Source organism: Ralstonia sp. 25mfcol4.1 (assembly GCF_900104095.1).
Taxonomy (GTDB): domain Bacteria; phylum Pseudomonadota; class Gammaproteobacteria; order Burkholderiales; family Burkholderiaceae; genus Cupriavidus.
On the sequence record NZ_FNJO01000008.1, the window covers coordinates 188,679 to 211,069 of the forward strand.

Here is a 22,391-nt window from a genome sequence, read left to right on the forward strand (position 1 = left end):
CATGAACCATGTCCATCACCATGTCAGCTGATCAGCTTTCCAGCCTCCCCGACGGGGCCGATCCCGCCCGCGCGCGCCAGCAACGCTGCCCGCCGCGCCACGATTGGCGCATGGGCGCCACCATCTTCACTGCAGTCTTCGTCGCCCTCGGAGGCATCTTCGCCATCCTCGAGTATTCCGGGCGCCAATCCGACAAGACCACTGAGAACATCTATTACCGCTTCGATTTGGTGGATGAGCGGCTCGGCGTGATGGACCGCCAGTTCCAGGCGACAGACAAGCGATTCGATGGCATCGACCGCCGGATCGACAGGGTTGAAGTGAAGGTTGACGAGGGCTTCGCCAAGGTCGACCAGCGGCTGGAAAAAATGGACGAACGCTTCGACAAGATGGACGAACGCTTCAACAACCTCGAAGTTGGGCTCGACAGGAAGTTCGACCAGATCAACAGGAAGTTCGACCACATCGATCGCAAGTTCGACCAGATCGACGGGAAGATTGGTCAGATCGCGGACGTCCTGCACCTCCTGATCGAACAGAAGGAAACTTCAGGAGCCTCCGCATCCCGCCAGGAACTGGGCAACGGGCCTCGGTGACGGCGCCCGCTCACCAGGCCCGCCGCTGGCGAACCGCTTCAAACAGGCAGATGGCAGTAGCTGCGGCAACGTTCAGCGATTCCAGGCCACCGGGTTGCGGAATGCCGACCTTGCGCGATACGCGGGCCATCCACTCCTCGCTCACGCCCGCGCCCTCGTTGCCGACGACCCAACCCACTGGCTGACGCAGGTCGGTATCGAACACGGTGGCGTCGGCATGTGAGGACGTCGCAAGCAGCGGCACGGCCAGCCGGGACGCGAGCATGTCGAGCGTGCAATGCTCAACGATATTGAGATGAAAATTCGCGCCCATACCGGCACGCAACGTCTTGACCGACCAGGCGAATGCACAGCCGGTGGTCAGGAAAGCGTGAGGAATACCCGCAGCCGCGGCACTGCGCAGAATCGAGCCGACGTTGCCTGCATCCTGGACGCCATCAAGGATGATGCAGTCTGTCGCAATCTGCGCTGGCAGATGACCCGCCGGCGTTTCGATCACGAACAGCAGGTCGATGCCATTCGCCACATTGCTGATCTGGCTGAACAGTGCGTCGGCCAGCACGACGACGCGCTCTGGCTCGACCTGATCGAGCAGCGGCCGCACTTCGGCATGGTCAATATGACGTTCACCTACGACGCAGGAGACCGGCTGACCCAGTGCGGCAACGTAGGCGTGCGCCAGATGCACCCCGTCCAGCACCGATTGCCCGGCCTTGCGACGTTGGTGGGTAGACCCGATCAGGGCCTTCAGGTGCTTGAACAGCGCGTTATCGCGCGAAGTGACGTGCTTCAAGGGGTGTTGTCTTAGAAAGGCGGCGCTTCCTGGGCCTGGCTCGTAGCGTTGACGCGTTCCAGCGCCAGGCGGACCGGCGCGAACGACCGCCGATGATGCGGTGTGGGACCATGCCGATCCAGCGCAGCAAAGTGTTGAGGCGTCGGATAGCCAAAATGCGAGTCGAAGCCGTAATCGGGATACTGCACGTGCAATTCCCGGAGGTTGCGGTCACGCGCCACCTTTGCCAGGATCGACGCAGCCGAAATGGCACGCACCTTGGCGTCGCCCTTGACAATCGCTTCGACGGGAAAAGCCACCTGCGGGCAACGATTGCCGTCCACCTGGACCAGATCGGGAATCACGCCATTGGCGGCAAGCCCTTGAACGGCGCGCTGCATGGCCAGCATCGAGGCATGGAGGATATTGATCGAATCGATTTCCTCGACCGTTGCAAAGGCGATGTGCCAGCCCAACGCCCGCTCGCAAATCCTGTCGAACAAGACCTCTCGCTTCTCCGCAGTCAGGATCTTCGAATCGGCGAGCCCGCGGATCTGGCGGTCCGGGTTCAGCACGACCGCCGCCGCATACACCGGGCCTGCCAGCGGGCCACGGCCTGCTTCGTCCACGCCACAAAGACGCTGGACCACGGCGACCGTCTGCGTCAGCTCGAGCCCCATCTGACCGACATTGACGGCCTTGACGCGCGGCATCACACAGCTCCCCGACTGTGGAGCAGATCTGCCACGACACCGGCCGCAAGCCTTGCCGTATCGCGCTTCAGCGTTTCATGCATGGTCGTGAAATGTTCGCGCAGGAATGCAATATTGCCTTCGTCATTGAGCTGCAGCAGCGTTTCGCGCGCCAGGGCCTCCGGCGTGGCGTCGTCCTGCAACAGCTCAGGCACTACGAAGCGCCCCGACAGAATATTAGGCAGTCCAACGTACGGCAGATACCCCTGCCGTTTCATGATTTGCGCGGTCAGCCAGGGCACCTTGTACGAGATCACCATCGGCTTTTTGTACAGCGCAGCCTCCAGCGTGGCGGTGCCGCTTGCCAGCAGGATCACATCGGCCGACTCCATTGCCAAATGTGACTGACCATCGACAATCGTCAGGTCGATCTCGGGATGCTGCGCGTGCAAGCCTTCCACAATTGGATGCAGCGCCGGCGACGCGGCGGGCAACACGAAGGCCAGATTCGCGTCCATGCGGTGCATCCGCGCCATGGCCTCGAAGAAAGTGGCACCGAGGTTGCGTACTTCGGATTGCCGGCTCCCCGGCAGCACCGCCACGATGCGCTTGTTTTCCGGGAGGCCCAGCTTGGCACGGGCGCCAGCCACATCGGGAACCATCGGAATCACATCGGCAAGGGGATGGCCGACGTATGTCGCCGGGATACCTGCCTTGGCGTAGATCTCGGGCTCGAACGGAAACAGACAGAGGATATGGTCTACCGCACGCGCGATGGTACGAATGCGACCACCCCGCCAGGCCCAGATCGACGGACTGACAAAATGAACGACGGGTATGCCGGCGCGCCGGAGCGGAACCTCGAGCCCGAAGTTGAAATCCGGAGCATCGACACCAATAAAGCACAGTGGTGGTTGCGCCAGCAGCTGGTCGCGAATAGCCCGCCGCGTGGCCAGAATCTCGCGAAGCGACCCCAGAACTTCGACATAGCCGTTGACGGAAAGCGTTTCCATCGGCCAATGCGAGACGAAGCCCTGCGCCATCATGCGGCGGCCACCGATCCCGGCATAGTCAACCGACTCGCCCAGCCGTGCGTGCAATCCTTCCAGCAACAGCGAAGCCAGCAGATCGCCGGATGCCTCGCCAGCGACCATGGCAATCGTGCCACGCTTGTTTACATGAGCTTCCGCGTCAGCGGGAAGCACGGCCTGCATGGCTGCCTCGACCATGTCCGGCTGACGTCTAGCGCACGATGCCGCGCTGGGTCGCGGCGAGGAACTCGACGAAGGCCTTTAGCGGCGCTGCCGTCGTGGCATCCGACTGGCCCAGCATGGCCGAAATCTCGTTGCGGGCGTCGTCGAAGCTGAGGTCCGACTTGTACAGCAGCTTGTAAGCCTGACGCAGCGCCGCGATCTGCGCCGCGTCGAAGCCGCGACGACGCAGACCCTCGACGTTGATACCATGCGGCGTCGCCTTGTTGCCGCTTTTGTCGCTCGCGGCAATTACGAACGGCGGCACGTCCTGAACCAGCGCCGAAGCACCGCCCAGCATGGCATGCGCGCCAATACGCACGTACTGATGCACGCCGCTCATGCCGCCCAGAATCGCCCAGTCGCCCACTTCCACGTGGCCGGCAATCTGCGCATTGCTGGAGAACACCGTGTGGTTACCCACGCTGCAGTCGTGCGCGATATGCACGTACGCCATGATCCAGTTATCGCTGCCGATGCAGGTCAGGCCGCGATCCTGCACGGTGCCCGTGTGGATCGTGGTGAATTCGCGAATCGTGTTGCGATCGCCAATCTCGAGCCGGGTGGGCTCGTTGGCATACTTCATGTCCTGCGGCACTCCGCCCACCGAGGCATAAGGCCCGATGCGGTTCCCCTCGCCGATCGTGGTATGTCCCTCGACCGTGGTATGCGAGCCGATCCGCGTGCCGCTGCCAATCCGCACATTCGGACCGACGATCGAGAACGGGCCGACTTCCACATCGGCAGCGAGTTCAGCCTTCGGGTCGACCAGTGCGGTGGGATGGATTTGCGTCATACGTACTGTCCTGTGCTGTCAGTTCTGCTCGGTAACGGGAAGATCAGGCCTCGGCCTGCTTGACCGTGCACATCAGCTCGGCTTCGCAGGCAACCTCGCCATCCACGGTGGCGCTGGCCTTGAACTTCCAGATGCCGCGAATGTAGCGTTCCACGGTCACGTTCAGGTGCAACTGGTCGCCGGGATACACCACGCGCTTGAAGCGGGCGCCATCGATGCCGACAAAGTAGTACAGCGCGCCTTCCTTGCGCTCCATGTCGGCGCCAAAGGTCAGCAGGCCGGCCGATTGCGCCAGCGCCTCCAGAATCATGACACCCGGCATCACGGGTTGTTCCGGAAAGTGGCCCATGAAGTACGGCTCGTTGATCGTCACGTTCTTCAGGGTCTTGATCCGCTTCTGCGGTTCAAACTCGAGCACGCGGTCGACCAGCAGGATCGGATACCGATGCGGCAGCAGCTTCAGGATCTTGCGGATGTCGATATCGGAGGCTGTCATGATGATTTCTCTTCGTCTTGTTTGCTATTAACCCCGGCGGACGTGCCGCGCAGCCGGCGCTCCAGTTGCACCACACGTTCGCGCAGCTTCGACAGGCCGCGCACGATGGCCGCGTTGCGTTCCCACTCGCCATGCGATGTGAACGGGAACACGCTGGTGAAATGCCCACCGGGTTTTGTAATCGATTTGGTAATCGAGGTGCCGCCGGACACTGTGGTCCGGTCGGCGATATTCAAATGGCCGGAAAAATTGGCCGCACCGCCAATCACGCAGAACCTGCCGATCTTCGTACTGCCCGAAACCGCGGCCGTGCCGGCGATCACGGTATGCGCGCCCACATGGACGTTATGGGCGATCTGCACCTGGTTGTCGATCTTGCAGCCGTCCTCGATGACGGTATCGGCCATCGCACCGCGGTCCACGCAGGTATTGGCGCCAATCTCCACATCGTTGCCCAGCACCGCCCGCCCCACCTGGGGAATCTTGACGTACTCGACCCCGCCCGGCCCGATATCGGGTGCAAAGCCAAATCCATCGGCACCGATCACGGCGCCGCTGTGCAGGATGTTGCGCGCGCCCACCACGCAACGATGATAGACAGAAACATTGGCGTAGATGAGCGTATCTTCGCCGATCTGCGCGCCTGCGCCGATAAAGGCATTTGCCAGGACGCGGACCCGCTCACCCAGCCGCGCTCCGGCCTCGATCACCACGTTCGGACCGATAAAGCACGACGCCGGCACGACCGCGTCGGGCGCTACCGTCGCGCGCGGGTCGATGCCGATACGCGGATCGGCATTGGCGACGCGATCGAAACGCTGGGCCACCCGCGCAAAGCAGACGTACGGATTGCGTGCCACCAACCAGTTGCGGCCGTCCGCCTGTCCATCCGCGCGAATGCGCTCCAGATCTGCCGGCGACACGATCACGGCACCGGCCTTCGAAGCCAGCGCCTGCGCCAGGTAGAGAGGATTGGAGAGAAACGACAGATCGCCGGGGCCGGCCTGGTCAAGCGGCGCCAGACCGCCAACGGCCAGGTCGGGATCACCCACAACCTGCGCGCCGTTCTCGGTGGCGAGCTGACCCAGTGTGGGTGTCTGCATGGCGGTACTTCCTTGAAAAAATCGCAAAGCGGGGCGCGAGCGCCCGCCGCTTACTTGCCGGAGCTGGCGTTCAGCGCCTTCATCACGTCGTCCGTGATGTCGATGCGCGGATTGACGTAGACCGCTTCCTGCACGATCAGGTCGTACTTGCGCTGCTCGGCCAGCTGACGGATCACGCGGTTGGCGCGCTCCAGCACCTGGGCCAGTTCTTCGTTACGACGCTGGTTCAGGTCTTCGCGGAATTCGCGCTGCTTGCGCTGGAATTCACGATCGAGGTCGGCCACTTCGCGCTGACGGCGCTGGCGGTCGGCGTCGGCCAGCACGGCGGTGTCCTTGTCGAGCTTGTCAGCCATGGCCTTGATCTTCTGGGCCATGTCCTGCAGTTCGCGGTCGCGCTTGGAGAATTCCTGTTCGAGCTTGACCTGCGCGGCCTTGGCCGGCTGCGAGTCGCGCAGGATACGCTCCGAGTTCACCGCGGCAATGCGCGCCTCCTGAGCCATCGCCGGGGCCGCCGCGCAAAGGGCCGCAGCGGCCAGCGCGGCCGCGCTCAGGGATTTGATCAGTGGAGTGTGGAGTTTCATCAAACAAATCCTTTTGGGGATCAGAACGCGGTACCAATCTGGAACTGGAACCGCTGAACCTTGTCGTTCTCGTCCTTCTTCAGCGGGAAGCCCATGCTGACCTTCAGCGGGCCGATCGGCGAGAGCCACGACATACCGAAACCGGTCGAGTACTTCAGGTCGCTGACCGTGATCGGCGCGCCTTCCTGATAGACGTTACCGAAGTCGAAGAACGTGAACAGACGCAGCGTCCGGTCGACGCCCGAACCCGGCAGCGGGAACACGAATTCCACGTTACCGATCATCTTCGAGGCACCGCCCACCGGATTGCCGTTCTGGTCCTTCGGACCCAGCGTGCTGGTCTGGTAGCCGCGGACCGAACCGATACCACCGGCATAGAAGTACTTGAACACCGGGAACGGCGTATTGCCGTAGCCGTGGCCGTAGGCCACCTCACCGTTGAAGGCCAGCGTGAAGGCCTTCGAAATCGGATAGAAGTACTGCTGCTGGAAGCTGGCGCGATAGTACTGCGTATCGCCGCCCGGCACACCGATTTCCAGGTTGGCCTGGGTGTACGGGCCCTTGGTCGGGATCAGCGCACTATCCCGGCGGTCACGTGCCCAGCCGACCGTGAACGGGAAGTTGTTGATCGGGTCGCCACTGGCCTTGCCGATCTTCTGCAGCCAGGCCGTGTACTGGCTAGGCGTGTTGACCGAGGTATAGACCTGGGTACGCTCGTAGCCAATGCCGAAGAACACCGTGTCGTTCTCGGAGAACGGCACGCCGAACTTGAAGCCGCCGCCGGCCGACACGATCTTGTAGTCCTGGTCACCCGTGTAGTACAGCGGGCGGGACGTACGGTAGTAGATATCGGTCGAGCGGCTGATGCCGTCCACCGTGAAGTACGGATCGTACTGCGTCAGCGCGATCGTACGGAACGACTTGGCCGTGTTCACGTCCAGGCCCAGGCTGGTACCTGAGCCGAACACGTTGTCCTGGCGCAGGCCGGCCTGCAGCACAAGCTTGTCGGTCGACGAGAAGCCCAGACCCAGGCTGATCTGGCCAGTCGGCTTTTCCGTCACATTTACGTTCACATCCACCTGGTCGGGAGCGCCAGGCACGTCCTCGGTCGTGATGTTCGTATCCGTGAAATAGCCGGTACGGTTGATACGGGCCTGCGACTGCTGGAGTTTCTCGCTATCGAACCACGAGCTTTCCATCTGGCGCATTTCGCGGCGCACCACTTCGTCGCGCGTCTTGCTGTTGCCCACCACGTTCACGCGACGCACATAGACGCGGCGACCCGGGTCGACCATCAGGGTCAGCGCCACTTCGCGCTTTTCCTTGTCGATCTGCGGTTGCGGGTTGATCGTGGTGAATGCATAGCCGTACGTACCGAGCAGATCGGTGATGGCCTTGGTGCTGGCCGTCAGCTTTTCGGACGAGAAAATATCGCCCTTCTTCAGCTGCAGCAGTTTCTGCATTTCTTCCTGCTTGCCCAGCAGTTCGCCGGCCAGGTGAATATCCGACACCTTGAACTGCTCGCCTTCGGCGATATTCAGCGTCAGGTAGATATCTTTCTTGTCAGGCGTGATCGATACCTGCGTCGACTCGATCTGGAATTCCAGATAGCCACGATTCAGGTAGAACGAGCGCAACGCTTCCAGGTCGGCGGTGAGCTTCTGCTTCGAATACAGATCGTTCTTGGTGTACCACGACAGCCAGTTCGGCGTGGACAGCTGCATTTCGTCGCGCAGCGTGCTTTCCTTGAAGGCCTTGTTGCCGACGATATTGATCTGGCGAATCTTCGCGACCGGCCCTTCTTCCACGTTGAACACCACGGACACGCGGTTGCGGTCCACCGGCGTCACGGTGGTCTGGACTTCGGCGGCGTAGTAGCCGCGGGCCACGTACTGGCGCTTCAGCTCCTGCTCGGCCTTGTCGATCAGCGCCTTGTCGTAGTAACGCGCTTCGGCCACGCCCACGGCCCGCAGGGACCGGCGCAGCGTGTCCTTGTCGAATTCCTTGATGCCGACGAATTCAAGCTGGGAAATCGCCGGGCGTTCCTCGACCTGCACCACCAGCACGCCGTCTTCGGCGCGGATCTGCACGTCCTTGAAAAACCCGGTATTGTAGAGCGCGCGGATGGCGTCGGCGCCCTTGTCATCGGTGAAGGTTTCGCCGACGCGCACGGGCAGGTAACCGAACACGGTACCCGGTTCCACGCGCTGCAGGCCTTCAACGCGAATATCCTTGACCACAAACGGATCTGCGGCCCAGCCCGCCGGGCTCCAGGCCGCAATAATGGCACTCGTCAGCAAGCCCAGCGAGATGCGCTTATTTCTGATCAAAGTCGATCCCCTCTTCCTCATCGATTTCATGCAGGGTGTTGGCTCCAGCACCGATTGCGGCTACGCCTGACAATACCGGCACGACTGATCCTTCCCGACGGAGAAAATCCCCCCGGGATACGACCGCCCCCGTCCGACTGGCGTTTCTGGCTGCGCGAAACTAGCCGCGCGCAAGAAACAGTCGGCTGACGTCATTGAACAAAGCGAGTGAGGTCAGGAGCAAGATGCATGCGATGCCGACCTTCTGCAGCATCGCTTGCCAGTGGTCTGGTACAGGCCTGCCAGTCAAAAATTCCACGCAATAATACAGCAAATGCCCCCCATCCAGCACCGGAATAGGTAACAAATTCAGTACACCGAGGCTGACGCTGACCAGCGCGAGGAAGCTCACGAACGGCTGCCAGCCCATGTTGGCGGCCCGCCCGGCATAGTCGGCCACGGTCAGCGGACCGCTCAGGTTCTGCAGCGATGCCTGGCCCACGAGCATCTTGCCAAGCAGCTTCAACGACAGCGTGCTGGTGCTCCAGACCTGATCGGCTGCACGGGCCAGGGCCTGGGTAAACGGGTAGCGCACGATTTCGGTCTGCACGGCCTGGTTCAGCGCGGCGCCCAGCTTGCCGACCAGCGGCGCCGGCTCGCCCCCCGCGCCAGCCTTGCCGCCCGGTGCGGCATCAAGCTTTACGGTCACGTCGATGCGCTGGCCGGCGCGCTCGACCGCCAGCGTGACGTCCTGGCCCGGACGCGCCCGCACCCCGCGAATCAGTTCGCCGGCCTGGGTCAGCGGCTGGCCCTGCCATGCCACCACCTTGTCGCCGGCGCGCAGACCCGCCCGTTGTGCCGCCGAATCGGCGACGATCTCGGTAATGGTGACCGGGCCGCCCTTCAGCGCCAGACCCAGCGTTGCAAGGGGATCCTGATCGGGGTTTTCGCCGGTATCGGGCAGCCTGCCCAGTGCGACATCCCGCTCGGCGCCATCGGCACCACGGACGTGCATGACGGCACGCGTCTCGCCAAAACCCTGGGCAAACACGGCCATGCGCAAATCGTTCCAGGATCGGACAGGTTCGGTCTGCCCATTCGCGCTCAGCGACAGCACACGGTCTCCGTCCCGGACGCCCGCCTGCGCCGCCGCCGTACTGGCTGCCGGCGCGGCGAGCACGGGGGCAGGTTCGCGCATGCCCCCGGCAAACAGCACCAGATAGAGGCCGATGGCCAGCGCGAAGTTCGCCAGCGGGCCAGCCGCCACGATGACAAGACGCTTGCCCACCGGCTGACGATTGAATGCGCGGGGCAGGTCAGCCGCATCAATGGCCGGATCCGCGTCCGGGTCGCGCTCCCGCTCGTCCAGCATCTTGACGTAGCCACCCAGCGGGATGGCGGCCAGCGTCCATTCGGTGCGGTCACGCCCCTTGCTGACCCAGCGGGCCAGCGGACGGCCAAAACCGATCGAGAACCGCAACACCTTGACCCCGCACGCGCGCGCAGCCAGGTAATGCCCCATCTCGTGAACGAAGATCAGGATACAGAGGGCGACAACGAACGCGATAACGGTTTGCATGGCAATCACCTCTTTCCAGATCCGGGCCTCGCAGCGATCGTGATGACGATCAGCGGCCGGCCAGTTGTTTCAGCAGCGCCAGGGCGGCCTTGCGTGCCGCGGCATCGGCGGCCAGTACACCGTCGAGCGAGCCGGCTTCACCTTCGGCGGGCTGCTCCAGCACACCGGCCACGACCCGCGCGATGTCCGTGAACCGGATGCCGCCGGCCAGGAACGCCTCCACGGCCATCTCGTTTGCGGCATTGAGCACGGCCGGCGCCACACCACCGGCGCGCAGTGCGTCAAAAGCCAGCCCCAGGCACGGAAAGCGTCCCAGGTCCGGCGTCTCGAAGTGGAGACCGCCGGCCACGGTGAGGTCCAGCGGCGTCACCCCCGAGTCGATCCGTTCCGGATAGGCCATGCCGTAGGCAATCGGCGTACGCATGTCGGGGTTGCCAAGCTGCGCCAGTACCGAACCGTCGGCATAGGCCACCATCGAATGGACAATGCTCTGCGGGTGAATCAGCACCTCGATTCTGTCGGCCGGTGCGCCAAACAGCCAGTGGGCTTCGATGACCTCGAGCCCCTTGTTCATCATGGTGGCCGAATCCACCGAAATCTTGCGACCCATCACCCACTTGGGGTGCGCACAGGCCTGGTCCGGCGTAATGTCGTGCAGCGTCGACGGATCGCGGGTGCGGAACGGGCCGCCCGATGCCGTCAGCAGCACCTTCGACACCCCCGCGCCATAGCGCGGGTCGCTGGTCGGCAGGCACTGGAAGATGGCATTGTGTTCGCTGTCGATCGGCAGCAGCGTGGCGCCGTGATGCTGCACCGCATCCATGAAGATGCTGCCCGACATCACCAGCGATTCCTTGTTGGCCAGCAGTACGCGCTTGCCTGCGCGCGCCGCCGCCAGCGACGAGCGCAGGCCCGCCGCGCCGACGATGGCGGCCATCACGGCATCGGTCTGCGCATCCGCGGCGATCGATTCGAGCGATTCCGGGCCGTAGCTGACTTCGGTCGCCAAGCCAGCCGCGCGCAGCTTGCCTTCCAGCTCGCGCGCCGCCTCGGCCGAACCCACTACCGCCCGCGCCGGACGGAACTCGGCGCAGGCAGCGGCCAGCTTGTCCACCTGGCGATGGGCGCTGAGCGCGTGCACCGTATAGCGGTCGGGATGACGGCGCACCACGTCCAACGTGCTCTCGCCGATGGAACCCGTGGCGCCCAGAATCGTAATGCGTTGCATATAACCAGACGAATTCAATTGTGATCAGACCCAGGACAGCAGCAGCGCCGCCAGCGGAAATACCGGGATCAGCGCGTCGATGCGGTCGAGAATACCGCCGTGGCCTGGCAGCAGCCGGCTGCTGTCCTTGATGCCTACCTGCCGCTTGAGCAGCGACTCGAACAGATCACCGATCACGCTGGCCGCGACCAGCAGCGTGGTCAGCATGGCCAGCACACCCAGACCCACCTTGTCGGCGATCAGCGAATACCAGGTGGGCGCGAAGGCATGGCTGACCGCCAGCCCAAGCGCGACGATCATCGCCAGCAGCCAGCCGCCAATCGCGCCTTCCCAGGACTTGCCCGGGCTGATGGCCGGTGCCAGCTTGCGCTTGCCGATGGCCTTGCCGACGAAATAGGCACCGATGTCGGCGGCCCAGACCAGCACGGCGGCGGTCAGCAGCACACCCACCCCGGCCACGCGCAGCGCCATGACCGCATGGCCGAACGCCGGCAGCATGATCAGTCCGAGCACGACGCCCAGTACGGTGAATCCGGGGGTTGCCTTCCGCACGCCGCGCGCCAGCAACACTAGCGCCACGCCCCAGGCCACGAGCGAAGCCTCGAGCAGCCAGTCGATGGCGAAACCGGACGGCGCGAGATGCCAGCCCAGCAACGCCACCAGGCATGCCACGGCATAGACATAAGGCCACGGGCGCGGCAGCCCGATCAGGCGGCCGAACTCCCAGCCGCCCAGCAGCACGATGACTGCCACCAGCACCGCCAGCGCCGTAGGAGGCGCCAGGAACAGGATCGGCAGGATCAACAGCAACAGGCATACGGCGGTGATAACGCGGGTCAGAAGCATGCGGCTGCGATTCCCGTTGGTATGAAGGTACGACCGGCCTCAGGCCGTTCCTGACAGGCCCGGCGCCACGACCTGGGCACTGGTCCGGCCGAATCGGCGCTCTCGCTGGCGGTACGACCCAAAGGCCTTGTCGAGTTCCGCGGCGTCAAAATCGGGCCAGAACGTATCGGTGAAGTACAGCTCGGTATAGGCGAGTTGCCAGAGCAGGAAATTGCTGATGCGCTGCTCGCCGCCGGTACGGATGAACAGGTCCGGCTCCGGCGCATAGGCCATCGCCAGGTGCGGGGCCAGCAGCGCCTCGTCGATCGAGTCGCTATCCAGCATTGGCGAGCGCATCAGCATCTTGCGCATGGCCTGCAGCAGATCCCAGCGGCCGCCGTAGTTGGCGGCAATGGTCACGGTCAGACCCGTGTTGCCAGCCGTACGCGCCTCGGCGCCCTTGATCATCTGCTGGATACGCGGGCTGAAGCGCGCCAGGTCGCCCACCACGCGCAGGCGGATGTTGTTCGCGTGCATCCGAACCACCTCGCGGCGCAAGGCGGTCATGAACAGGCGCATCAGGAACGACACTTCGTCCGCGGGCCGGCGCCAGTTCTCGGAGCTGAAGGCGAACAGGGTCAGGTACTGCACGCCCCGTGCGGCACAGGCCTGCACGATATCGCGCACGGTATCCAGACCCCGCGCGTGGCCGGCCACGCGCGGCAGGTGACGCTTTGTCGCCCAGCGGCCGTTGCCATCCATGATGATGGCAACGTGTCGTGGCACATAGGTGGTATCGGGAACGCCGAGCGTCGAACTGATATGCTGCATGGATTCGCGGACAGGCTGGGACTACCCCGGCGGTCGGACCGCCGGGACGGCCTTACACCGTCAAGATCTCCTTCTCTTTCTCGGCGACGAGCTTGTCGATCTCGCCCACATACTTGTCCGTCAGCTTCTGGACGTCGTCCGTGCCGCGGCGCTCGTCGTCTTCCGAAATGGTCTTGTCCTTGACGAGCTTCTTGAACTGCTCGTTGGCGTCGCGGCGCAGGTTGCGCACGGCCACCTTGGCGCCTTCGGCCTCGCTCTTCACCACCTTGATCAGCTCCTTGCGGCGCTCTTCGGTCAGCGGAGGCATCGGCACGCGGATCACGTCGCCCATCGTGGCGGGGTTCAGGCCCAGGTCGGCGTCGCGGATTGCCTTTTCCACGGCCTGCACCATCTTCTTTTCCCACGGTTGCACGGTAATCGTGCGGGCGTCGCCCAGGCCAACGTTGGCCACCTGGCTGATCGGCACCGGCGAGCCGTAGTAATCCACCTGAACGTGGTCGAGCAGGCCAGTGTGCGCACGGCCAGTACGAATTTTCGCCAGATCGGCCCTGAAGGCTTCGATCGACTTCTGCATTTTCTGCTCGGCGCTCTTCTTAGTGTCGGCGACGGTCATGATTACCTCCGGAAAACAGCCAGACAGGATCCCGCCAGACGGGATCGAAAATGGAACATTCTACTCTCAGGCCGGACCGAATCAGCATTTTGATGCGGTCCTGACTGCTTAAACGTGCACTAGCGTACCTTCGTCCTCGCCCAGGATCACACGCTTGAGGGCGCCCGGCTTGACGATCGAGAACACCTTGATCGGCAGTTTCTGGTCGCGGCACAGCGCGAACGCAGTGGCGTCCATGACCTGCAGGTTGCGCGAAATGGCTTCGTCGAACGTGATCGTCGTGTAGCGGGTGGCGCTCGGGTCCTTCTTGGGGTCGGCCGTATAGACGCCGTCCACCTTGGTGGCCTTGAGCACGATCTCCGCGCCGATTTCCGAACCGCGCAGCGCAGCGGCCGTATCGGTGGTGAAGAACGGGTTGCCGGTGCCGGCGGCAAAGATCACGACCTTGCCCTCCTCCAGCTGGCGGATGGCGCGCGGGCGGATATACGGCTCCACCACCTGGTCCATGCGCAGCGCCGATTGCACACGGCCTTCGATATTGGCGTGGCGCATGGCGTCCTGCAGCGCCAGGGCGTTCATCATCGTGGCCAGCATGCCCATGTAGTCGGCCGTGGCACGGTCCATGCCGGCCGCACCGCCGGCAACGCCGCGGAAAATGTTGCCGCCGCCGATGACGACCGCCACCTGGACGCCCAGTTTCACGATTTCGGCAATGTCATTGACCATGCCTTCGATAGTGGCCCGGTTGATGCCGAAGGCATCGTCGCCCATCAGGGCTTCACCGGACAGTTTCAGAAGGACGCGCTTGTAGGCTGGCATGTTCACCCTCGGGCAGGTTCTAGTCGCTCGTTTGAACGGATGGATGGGCGCGGGCGGCACGACGCAACTGCGCACCGGCCGCGCATGAATTTGGACTGCTAGACAGCTGGAAAGCCGGTTTTCGCCGTCATCTGCTGGCATCACGCCGCTAAAGGCGCGCTTGTTGCAGGTGACTGCGAAAACTGACTGGCACGGCGCACATGGCAACCGTACTTGTGCAGAGGGGCACCTTGCGGCGCCCCTCGGCATTATACGGTGGCAGACCGGGCATCCCGTCAGGGAAACCCGCCCGGCCACCCGGACATCAGCCCTTCTGGGCGGCGGCCACCTGGGCGGCCACTTCAGCAGCGAAGTCGTCCTGCTTCTTCTCGATGCCTTCGCCCACCACGTACAGGGTGAAGCCCTTCACGTTGGTGTTCGCGGCCTTCAGCATCTGCTCGACGGTTTGCTTGTCGTTCTTCACGAACGGCTGGTTCAGCAGCGACACTTCCTTCAGGTACTTCTGGACCGAACCTTCCACCATCTTGGCGGCGATTTCGGCCGGCTTGCCCGACTCGGCAGCCTTCTGCTCGGCAATGCTGCGCTCCTTGGCGATCAGCTCGGCCGGCACCTGTTCCGACGACAGCGACACCGGCTTCATGGCGGCCACGTGCATGGCAACGTCCTTGGCGGCGGTTTCGTCGCCGTCGAACTCCACCATCACGCCGATACGGGTGCCGTGCAGGTACGAAGCCAGCTTGCCACCGTTGGCGTAGCGCACGAAGCGGCGGATCGTCATGTTCTCGCCGATCTTGCCGATCAGGGCCGAACGCACGGCATCAACCGTCGAACCGTCCATTTCCAGGGCCGACAGGGCTGCCACGTCGGCCGGAGCCTGCTTGGCGATCAGTTCGGCAACCTTGGCGGCGAAGCCCAGGAAGTCGTCGTTCTTCGACACGAAGTCGGTTTCGCAGTTCAGTTCGACCAGCGAGCCCGTGGTGCCGTCGATGTACGTGGCCACGATGCCTTCGGCGGTCACGCGCGAAGCGGCCTTGCTGGCCTTGTTACCCAGCTTGACGCGCAGCAGTTCTTCAGCCTTGTCCAGGTCGCCGTCGGCCTCCGTCAGGGCCTTCTTGCATTCCATCATCGGCGCGTCGGTCTTCGCGCGCAGTTCTGCAACCATGCTTGCGGTAATTGCCGCCATTTGTCACTCCTTGATTGGTTGGCTTCATCCGCGGCGAATCATATCCACGGCGGATGACAACTGAATCTGTTTGCAAAAAGGGGGCGCCAGATGTGCCCCCTTTCTTGGTTGCCGTCAGACAGGCGCCGGTGGCCGGTGTATCCCGGCCTCAGGCGCCAGCGGGCAATCAGCCTTCCTGGACTTCGACGAATTCGTCGTCGCCACGCACGGCTTCCACCACTTCCTGCACCGCGTTCGCGCGGCCTTCCAGGATGGCGTCGGCCACGCCGCGCACGTACAGGGCAACAGCCTTGCTCGAGTCGTCGTTACCCGGGATCACGTAGTCGATGCCTTCCGGCGAGTGGTTCGTGTCGACCACGCCGATCACGGGGATGCCCAGCTTGTTGGCTTCCGTCACGGCAATCTTGTGGTAGCCGACGTCCACCACGAAGATGGCGTCAGGAACGCCGCCCATGTCCTTGATGCCGCCGATGGACTTTTCCAGCTTTTCCATCTCGCGCTCGAACATCAGGGCTTCCTTCTTGCTCATGGTTTCCAGCGCGCCAGCTTCCTTGGCGGCTTCCATGTCCTTCAGGCGCTTGATCGAGATCTTGACGGTCTTGAAGTTCGTCATCATGCCGCCGAGCCAGCGGGCGTCGACGTAGGGCATGCCAGCGCGGCCGGCTTCCTCAGCCAGGATCTCGCGCGATTGACGCTTGGTACCCACGAAAAGCACGGTGCCGCGGTTTGCTGCCAGCTGACGCACGTACTTCAGCGCGTCCTGGAACATCGGCAGGGTCTTTTCGAGGTTGATGATGTGGATCTTGTTGCGATGACCGAAGATGAAGGGGGCCATCTTCGGGTTCCAGAAGCGGGTCTGGTGGCCAAAGTGGCAACCGGCTTCCAGCATTTCGCGCATGGTCACGGACATGTGAATAACTCCAAAAGGGTTGGGTTCTGAAGTCCGCCCCGACATTCCTGAAAAGGAACACCCCGGATGAGCGGACCAGCGATTTACAAAAAACTGCGATAATCTCCGACCTGCGGCAGCCCGTTTCCGGACCATCAGCAAGTCAGCCCGCGATTGTAGCAACAAAGTACCCTTCCCCTCAAGCCCCCTTCGCCAGGGCACGTGAACGGCCCGTCGGCCTGCGCCCGAGCCACTTCCCCGTATTTCCCTGCTTTCTCGTCACGAAGGTGAGATAATCCCGCTTTGCGAACAGTAAAGGCGCAGCTGCGGCTGGGCCATCACATTTCAGGCGAAGCAGCATGAGCATCCATATCAATACCGCCGAAGACATCGCCCAAATGCGCGTGGCTTGCCGCCTTGCCTCCGAAGTCCTCGACTACATCACTCCGTTCGTCAAGGTCGGCGTCACGACCGGCGAACTAGATCGCCTGTGCCACGCGTATATGCGTGACGTGCAAGGCACCGTGCCGGCCCCGCTGAACTATGCGCCGCCGGGCTACCCGCCCTTCCCCGGCGCGATCTGCACGTCGGTCAATGACGTGATCTGCCATGGCATCCCCGGCGACCGCGTGCTCAAGGGCGGCGACGTGGTCAACCTGGACATCACCGTCATCACCAAGGAAGGCTACTACGGCGATACCAGCCGCATGTTCGTGGTGGGCGAGGCATCGATCCTGGCCAAGCGCCTCGCGCAAATTACCTACGAGTGCATGTGGAAGGGTATTCAGCAAGTGCGCAATGGCGCACGTCTGGGCGATATCGGCCACGCCATCCAGACCCACGCCGAAGCCGCGGGCTACACCGTGGTGCGCGAATACTGCGGCCACGGCATCGGCAAGGTGTTCCACTCAGACCCGCAGATCCTGCATTACGGCCGCCCGAACACCGGCATGGAAATCAAGTCGGGCATGATCTTCACGGTCGAGCCGATGATCAACGCCGGCAAGCGCGATATCCGCACGATGCCCGATCACTGGACGGTCAAGACGCGCGACCGCAGCCTGTCGGCCCAGTGGGAGCACACGGTGCTGGTGACGGACACCGGCTACGAAGTGCTGACGCTGTCGGAAGGTTCGCCCGTACCGCCCGCGTTCATCACCGACACCGTGGCGGCCTGATCCCGCACCGAACGCCAGGGCGCCCACCAAGGCGCCCTTTCTTCTTCCAGCCGTGCCCACGCCCACCCTCGAACCACCGCCCATGGACACCACGCCGGAACTGCTGCTCTGCCAGCGCATTCGCGACAGGCTCAAGGCCGACAAGCAGGCGCTGTTTGCCGAGTTCGACGTCAACAATCAGGTCACGCCCCTGGTGACGAAGCTGCGTCGCGCCGTCGACGTCGCGCTGGTCGAAGCCTGGACCGCGCTGGAACTGCCGGCCTCCGCCGCGCTGGCTGCCGTGGGCGGATATGGCCGCGGCGAGCTGTTCCCGTACTCCGATGTCGATGTGCTGCTGCTGCTGCCAGCCGAGCCCGACAGCGATACGGCCGCCAAACTCGAACGCTTCATCGGCCTGTGCTGGGACCTCGGGCTGGAAATCGGCTCGTCTGTGCGTACCGTGGACGATTGCATCCGCGAGTCGGCCGCCGACATCACCATCCGCACGTCGCTGCTGGAAGCGCGCCTGCTGACCGGCAGCAAGACGCTGCTGGATTCACTGCAGGCTCGCTACCAGGCCGACATGGACGCGGCCGACTTCTTCCAGGCCAAGCTGCTGGAATTGCGCCAGCGCCATGCCAAGTACCAGGACACGCCCTACGCGCTGGAGCCCAACTGCAAGGAAAGCCCCGGCGGCCTGCGCGACCTGCAGGTCATCCTGTGGATGACCAAGGCGGCGAACCTCGGCGACAGCTGGAAAGAACTGTTCGAACGCGGCCTGCTGACGGAGCGCGAATCGCAGGAACTGGCCCGCAATGAACGTTTGCTGCGCACCATCCGTGCGCGCCTGCACCTGCTGGCGGGCCGCCGCCAGGACGTGCTGGTCTTCGACCTGCAGACCGCGCTGGCCGAGTCGTTCGGCTATCGCCAGACCACGCACAAGCGCGCCAGCGAACAGCTGATGCGGCGCTATTACTGGGCGGCAAAGGCGGTCACGCAGCTGAACAGCGTGCTGCTGCTGAACATCGAGGCGATGCTGTTTCCGAGCGAGTCCAAGGTCACGCGCGTGATCAACGACAGTTTCGTGGAGCGCCAGGGCATGCTGGAGATCACCAGCGACGACCTCTACGAGCAGAACCCGCACGCCATCCTGGAAACGTTCCTGCTGTACGAGCGGACGCCGGGCGTGAAGGGCCTGTCGCCGCGCACGCTGCGCGGGCTTTACAACGCGCGCACGGTGATGGATGCCAGCTGGCGCAACGACCCGGTCAACCGCAAGCTGTTCCTGGCCATCGTGCAGGAACCGCAGGGCATTACGCATGCGCTGCGGCTGATGAACCAGACCAGTGTGCTGGGCCGCTACCTGATCAATTTCCGCCGCATCGTCGGCCAGATGCAGCACGACCTGTTCCACGTGTACACCGTGGACCAGCACATCCTGATGGTGGTGCGCAACATGCGCCGCTTCGCGATTGTCGAGCACACGCACGAATTCCCGTTCTGCAGCCAACTGATGGCCGGCTTCGAACGGCCGTGGGTGCTGTGGGTGGCGGCACTGTTCCACGATATCGCCAAGGGTCGCGGAGGCGACCACTCGAAGCTCGGCACCGTCGATGCACGCCGCTTCTGCAAGCAGCACGGCATTGCGCGCGAGGACGCCGACCTGATCGCCTGGCTGGTGGAGAACCACCTGACCATGAGCCATGTCGCACAGAAGCAGGACCTGACCGATCCCGACGTGGTGAAGGCGTTCGCCCAGGTCGTGGGCAACGAGCGATACCTGACGGCGCTCTACCTGCTGACCGTCGCCGATATCCGCGGTACCAGCCCCAAGGTGTGGAATGCCTGGAAGGGCAAGCTGCTGGAAGACCTGTACCGCATCACGCTGCGCGTGCTGGGCGGTGCCAAGATCGACCAGCATTCGCTCTGGGCGCAGAAGCGCGACGATACCATCGCGCAGCTGCGCCTGAAGGCGTTCGACCCCGAACTGGCCAAGCCGCTGTGGAGCCGGCTGGACATGTCGTTCTTCATGCGGCACGATGCGCGCGACATCGCCTGGGTGACGCGACACCTGTTCAACAAGGTGAACAGCGTCGACCCGGTGGTCAAGGCGCGCGTGTCGCTCGCAGGCGAAGGGCTGCAGGTGGTGGTCTACGTGAAGGACCAGCCTGACCTGTTTGCGCGCATCTGCGGCTATTTCGAGCGCAAGGCATTCTCGATCCAGGACGCCAAGATCGAGACCACGCGCGACGGCTACGCGCTGGACACCTTCCAGATCACCGACCCCGGGCTGGACGGCGACTACCGCGACATCCTCACGCTGGTGGAGCATGAACTGACCGAGCGCGTGCGGCTGGAGTGCCCGCTGCCCGAGCCGACGCAGGGCCGGCTGTCGCGCCAGTCGCGCAGCTTCCCGATCAAGCCGCGCGTGGACTTGCGTCCCGACGAACGCGGCCAGTATTACCTGCTGTCGGTGTCGGCCAACGACCGCACCGGCCTGCTCTACGCGCTGGCCCGCGTACTGGCCAAATATCGCGTGTCCGTGCATTCGGCGCGCATCAACACGCTCGGCGAACGCGTGGAAGACGTGTTCCTGGTCGACGGCTCGCCGCTGGCCGCCGACAACCGATTGCAGATTCAAGTGGAACAGGATTTGCTCGACGCGCTGGCCATCTGATCCCCAATGGCTGGCGCGCGGGCGCTTGGAAAGATATGACAGACAGCAACAACCCCGGCCGCAAGACGCTGGGCATCAAGACCTCCACGACGGGCGCACCGCGCAAGGCGAGCCGCCCGGTGCGCGTGTCGGACCTGAACCGCAAGCGCGTGCAGGATGTCGTCACCGGCATCAAGCAGGCCAAGGATCGCGCGGCCGAGAAAGACAAGCGCAAGCCGGCGCCGGCCGAAGGCGCGCCGCGACGGTTCGAGGGCGAGCGTACCGAGCGCCCGCGCCGCTTCGAGGGCCAGGGCACCGATCGCCCGCGTCGCTTCGAAGGCCAGGGCTCGGACCGTCCGCGTCGTTTCGAAGGCGAAGGCTCGGATCGTCCGCGTCGCTTTGAAGGCCAAGGCTCGGACCGCCCGCGTCGCTTTGAAGGCCAGGGCTCGGATCGTCCGCGTCGTTTCGAAGGCGAAGGATCGGACCGTCCGCGTCGCTTCGAAGGCCAGGGTTCGGATCGTCCGCGTCGTTTCGAAGGCGAAGGCTCGGACCGTCCGCGTCGCTTCGAAGGCCAGGGCTCGGATCGTCCGCGTCGTTTCGAAGGCGAAGGCTCGGACCGTCCGCGTCGCTTCGAAGGCGAAGGCTCGGATCGTCCGCGTCGTTTCGAAGGCCAGGGCAACGATCGCCCGCGTCGCTTTGAAGGCGAAGGCTCGGATCGTCCGCGTCGTTTCGAAGGCCAGGGCAACGATCGCCCGCGTCGCTTCGAAGGCCAAGGCTCGGACCGTCCGCGTCGTTTCGAAGGCGAAGGCTCGGACCGTCCGCGTCGCTTTGAAGGCCAGGGCTCGGATCGTCCCCGTCGCTTTGAAGGCGAAAGCTCCGACCGCCCGCGTCGCTTTGAAGGCGAAGGCTCGGATCGCCCGCGTCGTTTCGAAGGCCAGGGCTCGGACCGTCCGCGTCGTTTCGAAGGCCAGGGCTCGGATCGTCCGCGTCGTTTCGAAGGCGAAGGTGGCCAACGTCCGCGCCGCTTTGGCGACGACGAGCGTACGGATCGTCCGCGCCGCGATGATGGGGCGCCGCGCCGTGGCGATGCACCGGCACGCCGTTTCAGCGACACGTCGGACCGCGCCAGACCGGTGCGCGCCGAACGCGGCGACCGCGGTGAACGGTTCGAACGAGCAGAACGCCCGGCGCCGCAGGCCCCCGCCGAGCCGCGTGAAGACGGCCTGGTCCGTCTGTCCAAGCGCATGTCCGAACTGGGCCTGTGCTCGCGTCGTGAAGCCGACGAATGGATCCCGCTGGGCTGGGTGCTGGTCGATGGCGAGCCCGTGACCGAACTCGGCACCCGCATCCGCCCCGACGCCGAGATCGAAATCCGCCAGGAGGCGCGCTCGGAGCAAGGCGAGCGCGTGACGGTGCTGCTGAACAAGCCGGTCGGCTATGTCTCCGGCCAGGCCGAAGACGGCTATGAGCCCGCCGCCGTGCTGTTCACGGCCGAAAACCAGTGGGAGCAAGACCCCACGCGCAAGCGTTTCGCGCCGTGGCAGCGCAAGAACCTGGCGCCGGCGGGCCGCCTCGACATCGACTCCACCGGCCTGCTGGTGCTGACGCAGGACGGCCGCGTCGCGCGTGCGCTGATCGGCGACGACTCAACCGTCGAAAAGGAATACCTGGTGCGCGTGGAGTGGGAATCGCCGCAGGGTGTGGTCGACCGCAACATCAGCGCCGTCTTCCCCGAAGACCAGCTGGAGCGCCTGCGCTTTGGCCTGTCGCTGGACGGCGTGGCGCTCAAGCCCGCCAAGGTGAGCTGGCAGAACGAAGAGCAGCTGCGTTTCGTGCTGCGCGAAGGCCGCAAGCGTCAGATCCGCCGGATGTGCGAACAGGTGGGGCTGAAGGTAGTGGGCCTCAAGCGCGTGCGCATGGGCCGTATCGCGCTGGGCGATCTCCCGCCGGGCCAGTGGCGCTTCCTGGGGCAGTTCGAGAAGTTCTGATTTGTTTTGTTGAGGTGAGCCCCCTCTC

General features: G+C 64.0%; 21 protein-coding genes. 4 read left to right on the plus strand and 17 right to left on the minus strand.

Annotated features, from left to right (window positions below; translation table 11 throughout):
* Positions 1-8 precede the first annotated feature (8 nt).
* Entirely contained in the window at positions 9-596 is a 588-nt protein-coding gene (locus BLQ58_RS16155) for an AAA family ATPase (protein ID WP_139186121.1), read from the plus strand.
* A 10-nt stretch (positions 597-606) separates the two neighbouring features.
* Here the strand turns inward: BLQ58_RS16155 and BLQ58_RS16160 are convergent, their stop codons facing one another.
* From BLQ58_RS16160 to rpsB, 16 genes are all read right to left on the minus strand, one after another.
* Positions 607-1,389, minus strand: coding sequence for a TrmH family RNA methyltransferase (locus BLQ58_RS16160; protein WP_092600004.1), 783 nt, complete (start codon positions 1,387-1,389; stop codon positions 607-609).
* An 11-nt stretch (positions 1,390-1,400) separates the two neighbouring features.
* Positions 1,401-2,081 (minus strand): ribonuclease HII, encoded by a 681-nt coding sequence (gene rnhB / locus BLQ58_RS16165; protein ID WP_092600006.1) that lies wholly within the window; start codon positions 2,079-2,081, stop codon positions 1,401-1,403.
* A complete protein-coding gene (gene lpxB, locus BLQ58_RS16170) occupies positions 2,081-3,289 on the minus strand; it encodes a lipid-A-disaccharide synthase (protein ID WP_092600009.1) in 1,209 nt (402 codons plus the stop codon). Before lpxB ends, rnhB begins: the two co-directional genes overlap by 1 nt.
* Before the next feature lie 13 nt (positions 3,290-3,302).
* Positions 3,303-4,106: an acyl-ACP--UDP-N-acetylglucosamine O-acyltransferase gene (gene lpxA, locus BLQ58_RS16175; protein ID WP_092600012.1), complete on the minus strand. Its 804-nt coding sequence runs from the start codon at positions 4,104-4,106 to the stop codon at positions 3,303-3,305.
* A 43-nt stretch (positions 4,107-4,149) separates the two neighbouring features.
* A complete protein-coding gene (gene fabZ, locus BLQ58_RS16180) occupies positions 4,150-4,602 on the minus strand; it encodes a 3-hydroxyacyl-ACP dehydratase FabZ (protein WP_061958372.1) in 453 nt (150 codons plus the stop codon).
* On the minus strand, positions 4,599-5,705 hold the full coding sequence (lpxD, locus tag BLQ58_RS16185; protein ID WP_092600015.1) for a UDP-3-O-(3-hydroxymyristoyl)glucosamine N-acyltransferase: 1,107 nt from the start codon (positions 5,703-5,705) through the stop codon (positions 4,599-4,601). The genes fabZ and lpxD overlap by 4 nt, the downstream gene beginning before the upstream one ends.
* 50 nt (positions 5,706-5,755) lie before the next feature.
* Entirely contained in the window at positions 5,756-6,286 is a 531-nt protein-coding gene (locus tag BLQ58_RS16190) for an OmpH/Skp family outer membrane protein (protein WP_092600018.1), read from the minus strand.
* A gap of 20 nt (positions 6,287-6,306) precedes the next feature.
* A complete protein-coding gene (gene bamA, locus BLQ58_RS16195) occupies positions 6,307-8,637 on the minus strand; it encodes an outer membrane protein assembly factor BamA (protein WP_368086169.1) in 2,331 nt (776 codons plus the stop codon).
* Between the two features lie 139 nt (positions 8,638-8,776).
* Positions 8,777-10,174 (minus strand): RIP metalloprotease RseP, encoded by a 1,398-nt coding sequence (gene rseP / locus BLQ58_RS16200; protein WP_092600024.1) that lies wholly within the window; start codon positions 10,172-10,174, stop codon positions 8,777-8,779.
* Between the two features lie 49 nt (positions 10,175-10,223).
* Positions 10,224-11,402: a 1-deoxy-D-xylulose-5-phosphate reductoisomerase gene (ispC, locus tag BLQ58_RS16205; protein ID WP_092600027.1), complete on the minus strand. Its 1,179-nt coding sequence runs from the start codon at positions 11,400-11,402 to the stop codon at positions 10,224-10,226.
* Positions 11,403-11,426: 24 nt separating this feature from the next.
* Positions 11,427-12,248, minus strand: coding sequence for a phosphatidate cytidylyltransferase (locus BLQ58_RS16210; RefSeq protein WP_092600030.1), 822 nt, complete (start codon positions 12,246-12,248; stop codon positions 11,427-11,429).
* Between the two features lie 39 nt (positions 12,249-12,287).
* Complete coding sequence (locus BLQ58_RS16215) at positions 12,288-13,058, minus strand: isoprenyl transferase (protein WP_092600033.1); 771 nt, start codon at positions 13,056-13,058, stop codon at positions 12,288-12,290.
* Positions 13,059-13,110: 52 nt separating this feature from the next.
* Positions 13,111-13,671: a ribosome recycling factor gene (gene frr / locus BLQ58_RS16220; protein ID WP_066735216.1), complete on the minus strand. Its 561-nt coding sequence runs from the start codon at positions 13,669-13,671 to the stop codon at positions 13,111-13,113.
* 108 nt (positions 13,672-13,779) lie between these two features.
* Positions 13,780-14,490: a UMP kinase gene (gene pyrH, locus BLQ58_RS16225; protein WP_066735314.1), complete on the minus strand. Its 711-nt coding sequence runs from the start codon at positions 14,488-14,490 to the stop codon at positions 13,780-13,782.
* A 304-nt stretch (positions 14,491-14,794) separates the two neighbouring features.
* Positions 14,795-15,673 (minus strand): translation elongation factor Ts, encoded by an 879-nt coding sequence (gene tsf / locus BLQ58_RS16230; RefSeq protein ID WP_092600036.1) that lies wholly within the window; start codon positions 15,671-15,673, stop codon positions 14,795-14,797.
* A 166-nt stretch (positions 15,674-15,839) separates the two neighbouring features.
* Positions 15,840-16,583: a 30S ribosomal protein S2 gene (gene rpsB, locus BLQ58_RS16235; RefSeq protein ID WP_092600039.1), complete on the minus strand. Its 744-nt coding sequence runs from the start codon at positions 16,581-16,583 to the stop codon at positions 15,840-15,842.
* A 338-nt stretch (positions 16,584-16,921) separates the two neighbouring features.
* Here rpsB and map point away from each other — a divergent pair, with 338 nt between their 5' ends.
* Both map and BLQ58_RS16245 read left to right on the plus strand, forming a co-directional pair.
* The gene (gene map, locus BLQ58_RS16240) at positions 16,922-17,740 is read left to right on the plus strand and encodes a type I methionyl aminopeptidase (protein ID WP_092600042.1); all 819 of its coding nucleotides are present in this window, start codon (positions 16,922-16,924) and stop codon (positions 17,738-17,740) included.
* Between the two features lie 82 nt (positions 17,741-17,822).
* On the plus strand, positions 17,823-20,396 hold the full coding sequence (locus tag BLQ58_RS16245) for a [protein-PII] uridylyltransferase (RefSeq protein WP_092600045.1): 2,574 nt from the start codon (positions 17,823-17,825) through the stop codon (positions 20,394-20,396).
* Here the strand turns inward: BLQ58_RS16245 and BLQ58_RS29735 are convergent.
* The gene (locus BLQ58_RS29735) at positions 20,278-21,723 is read right to left on the minus strand and encodes a hypothetical protein (protein ID WP_368086170.1); all 1,446 of its coding nucleotides are present in this window, start codon (positions 21,721-21,723) and stop codon (positions 20,278-20,280) included. The two genes, BLQ58_RS16245 and BLQ58_RS29735, sit on opposite strands and share 119 nt — an antisense overlap.
* On the opposite strand from BLQ58_RS29735, the gene BLQ58_RS29740 reads away from it, so the two are divergent.
* Positions 21,620-22,363 (plus strand): pseudouridine synthase, encoded by a 744-nt coding sequence (locus BLQ58_RS29740; protein WP_368086171.1) that lies wholly within the window; start codon positions 21,620-21,622, stop codon positions 22,361-22,363. The genes BLQ58_RS29735 and BLQ58_RS29740 overlap by 104 nt on opposite strands.
* The last annotated feature ends 28 nt before the right edge of the window (positions 22,364-22,391 follow it).

Excerpts from the sequence above, each read along its gene's own strand:
- rpsB (WP_092600039.1), bottom strand. The coding sequence starts at position 16,583 with ATGTCCGTGACCATGCGCGAAATGCTGGAAGCCGGTTGCCACTTTGGC.
- BLQ58_RS29735 (WP_368086170.1), bottom strand. The coding sequence starts at position 21,723 with ATGCGGGTGCCGAGTTCGGTCACGGGCTCGCCATCGACCAGCACCCAG.
- bamA (WP_368086169.1), bottom strand. The coding sequence starts at position 8,637 with ATGAGGAAGAGGGGATCGACTTTGATCAGAAATAAGCGCATCTCGCTG.
- BLQ58_RS16215 (WP_092600033.1), bottom strand. The coding sequence starts at position 13,058 with ATGCAGCATATCAGTTCGACGCTCGGCGTTCCCGATACCACCTATGTG.
- BLQ58_RS16210 (WP_092600030.1), bottom strand. The coding sequence starts at position 12,248 with ATGCTTCTGACCCGCGTTATCACCGCCGTATGCCTGTTGCTGTTGATC.
- rseP (WP_092600024.1), bottom strand. The coding sequence starts at position 10,174 with ATGCAAACCGTTATCGCGTTCGTTGTCGCCCTCTGTATCCTGATCTTC.
- rnhB (WP_092600006.1), bottom strand. The coding sequence starts at position 2,081 with ATGCCGCGCGTCAAGGCCGTCAATGTCGGTCAGATGGGGCTCGAGCTG.
- pyrH (WP_066735314.1), bottom strand. The coding sequence starts at position 14,490 with ATGCCAGCCTACAAGCGCGTCCTTCTGAAACTGTCCGGTGAAGCCCTG.
- BLQ58_RS16245 (WP_092600045.1), top strand. The coding sequence starts at position 17,823 with ATGGACACCACGCCGGAACTGCTGCTCTGCCAGCGCATTCGCGACAGG.
- BLQ58_RS16190 (WP_092600018.1), bottom strand. The coding sequence starts at position 6,286 with ATGAAACTCCACACTCCACTGATCAAATCCCTGAGCGCGGCCGCGCTG.
- BLQ58_RS16155 (WP_139186121.1), top strand. The coding sequence starts at position 9 with ATGTCCATCACCATGTCAGCTGATCAGCTTTCCAGCCTCCCCGACGGG.
- fabZ (WP_061958372.1), bottom strand. The coding sequence starts at position 4,602 with ATGACAGCCTCCGATATCGACATCCGCAAGATCCTGAAGCTGCTGCCG.
- lpxD (WP_092600015.1), bottom strand. The coding sequence starts at position 5,705 with ATGCAGACACCCACACTGGGTCAGCTCGCCACCGAGAACGGCGCGCAG.
- lpxA (WP_092600012.1), bottom strand. The coding sequence starts at position 4,106 with ATGACGCAAATCCATCCCACCGCACTGGTCGACCCGAAGGCTGAACTC.
- tsf (WP_092600036.1), bottom strand. The coding sequence starts at position 15,673 with ATGGCGGCAATTACCGCAAGCATGGTTGCAGAACTGCGCGCGAAGACC.
- map (WP_092600042.1), top strand. The coding sequence starts at position 16,922 with ATGAGCATCCATATCAATACCGCCGAAGACATCGCCCAAATGCGCGTG.
- lpxB (WP_092600009.1), bottom strand. The coding sequence starts at position 3,289 with ATGGTCGAGGCAGCCATGCAGGCCGTGCTTCCCGCTGACGCGGAAGCT.
- BLQ58_RS29740 (WP_368086171.1), top strand. The coding sequence starts at position 21,620 with ATGTCCGAACTGGGCCTGTGCTCGCGTCGTGAAGCCGACGAATGGATC.
- ispC (WP_092600027.1), bottom strand. The coding sequence starts at position 11,402 with ATGCAACGCATTACGATTCTGGGCGCCACGGGTTCCATCGGCGAGAGC.
- frr (WP_066735216.1), bottom strand. The coding sequence starts at position 13,671 with ATGACCGTCGCCGACACTAAGAAGAGCGCCGAGCAGAAAATGCAGAAG.